This is a genomic window from Pseudoflavonifractor sp. HNCC25GI2 (assembly GCF_058136395.1).
The window spans coordinates 1-1,726 of record NZ_JBYUOW010000021.1; the positions used below are offsets into that span (position 1 = coordinate 1).

Annotated in this window: 2 protein-coding genes; both read right to left on the reverse strand. The window is 48.4% G+C overall.

The genetic code is table 11. The features are described 5' to 3' along the window. Positions 1-79: 79 nt before the first annotated feature. Positions 80-970, reverse strand: coding sequence for an IS3 family transposase (locus AC3YUO_RS12960; RefSeq protein WP_489963426.1), 891 nt, complete (start codon positions 968-970; stop codon positions 80-82). Beyond that, positions 967-1,662, reverse strand: coding sequence for a helix-turn-helix domain-containing protein (locus tag AC3YUO_RS12965; protein WP_489963427.1), 696 nt, complete (start codon positions 1,660-1,662; stop codon positions 967-969). The genes AC3YUO_RS12960 and AC3YUO_RS12965 overlap by 4 nt, the downstream gene beginning before the upstream one ends. Positions 1,663-1,726 lie beyond the last annotated feature (64 nt).

The following is a 1,726-nucleotide window of genomic DNA, read 5'->3' on the forward strand; positions in this document are numbered from 1 at the left end:
TGAGCCGCTACCCGTCAAAAGGACAGTGAAAAAATATAAAGTTTTGCCGGCTGGCAGCCAATGCGCTGCCAGCCGCTTTTTATGCAGTGAGACCCAAAGCGTGCTTTTCCATCGGAGTCAGCACGCCTAGGCTGCGCTGGACTCTACTGGTATTGTAATAGCGGATGTAACTTACAATCATCTGCACAAGCGGCTGCTTACTGGTAAAACGCCTGCCATAATAGCGTTCCCGTTTCAAGATTCCCCAGAAACCTTCCATAGGTCCATTGTCAATACAGTGGGCCACACGGGACATACTCTGTACCATTCCCGCCTGTACAAGTTTCTGGTGGAAGGTTCTGTTGGTATACTGAAAACCTCTGTCGCTGTGGAATAAGGGGCGCGCGTTTGGATTGGCCTTCACAGCCTTGTCAAAGGTCTTGAATACAAGAGGATTATCGTTGTGTTCAGCAATGACATAGGACACAATGCGCCGGTCGTAGAGATCCAGAATGGCACTGAGATAGAGCTTATGTACTTTTGTCCCCTCATACCATTTGAACTCGGTCACATCGGTCAGCCATTTTTCATTCGGCTTGCTGGCATAGAATTGGCGGTCCAGTAGGTTTTCAGCGAGATATTGAGGATTCTTAGCCCGTCTGGTACAGCCGTGATTGTTGTACTTCACGGTAGACCGAATATCTCTGGCCCGGCAAATACGGAGCACTCTTTTGTCATTGACATGGATACCGTAGTCATGGCGCAGATCGTCATTGAGCCTACGATAACCCTTGTCTGGGCTTTCAGAATGAATTTTCTCAATCTGATCTGCTAACTGCTCATTCTCTGCGGCTCTGCGGCTCCGCTTTCCAGTGGCCCACTTATGGTAAGCGGAACGGGCCACATGGAGTAGCTTGCAGGCTGCCTCAATGGGGAACCCCTGTTCCTGGTGGCACTCCTGAATGGCTTGATAAGTACGGCGCTGTCTCACTTCTTCCAGGCATCTCTCCTCTCTATCTCGTCCAATTTTTTTAGCAAAGCATTCTCCATTTCTGCCAGATACAGCTTGTGCTTGAGTTGTTCGATTTCGATTTGAGCTTTTTCCAGTTCAGTGCGGGGAGTTTGCCCTTTTTTCCGGCGGCCCCGCCGATCCTCCAAACCAGCCTCTCCCATCTGTTCAAACCGAAGGGTCCAACTCCGAACCTGTTGATAGCTAACCTGGTATTTCAGCGCCATTTCTCCGTAATTCTTCCCGCCGGCAATACAATCCTTAACGATTTGGATGCGCTCCTCCTGTGTGGTTTCCCGTCCTTGCTTCATGTAGCTTCCGCCTCCTGAGTGTTTTACGGAGTTGAAGTCTCCATGAGCATTATACACCTGAATCCATTCCCTTAGCGTTTCACGATCCCGTATTTGATATTTTTTGCATATGTCTGATATGCTCCCCACACCAGACAAGTAGTCCTTTACGGCTTGCTTCTTTTGCTCAATACTGTATACACGATTTTTATGCGGCAGAAATGCATCTGCTCCATTGACCTCATAGTTGCGAACCCAACTACGAATTGCTTCCCTTGATACTCCGCCTCTTCGAGCAGCCTCGCTTATACTAATTCTGCTCCGCAGGCACTCCTGTACGATCTCTATCTTTTCCTCTATACCAAGTTTCTGTTTATTGGGCATAACAATGCTCCCCCCATGATTGACAGTGTTTTATTTCACTGTCTCTCATAGAGGGAGCATATCA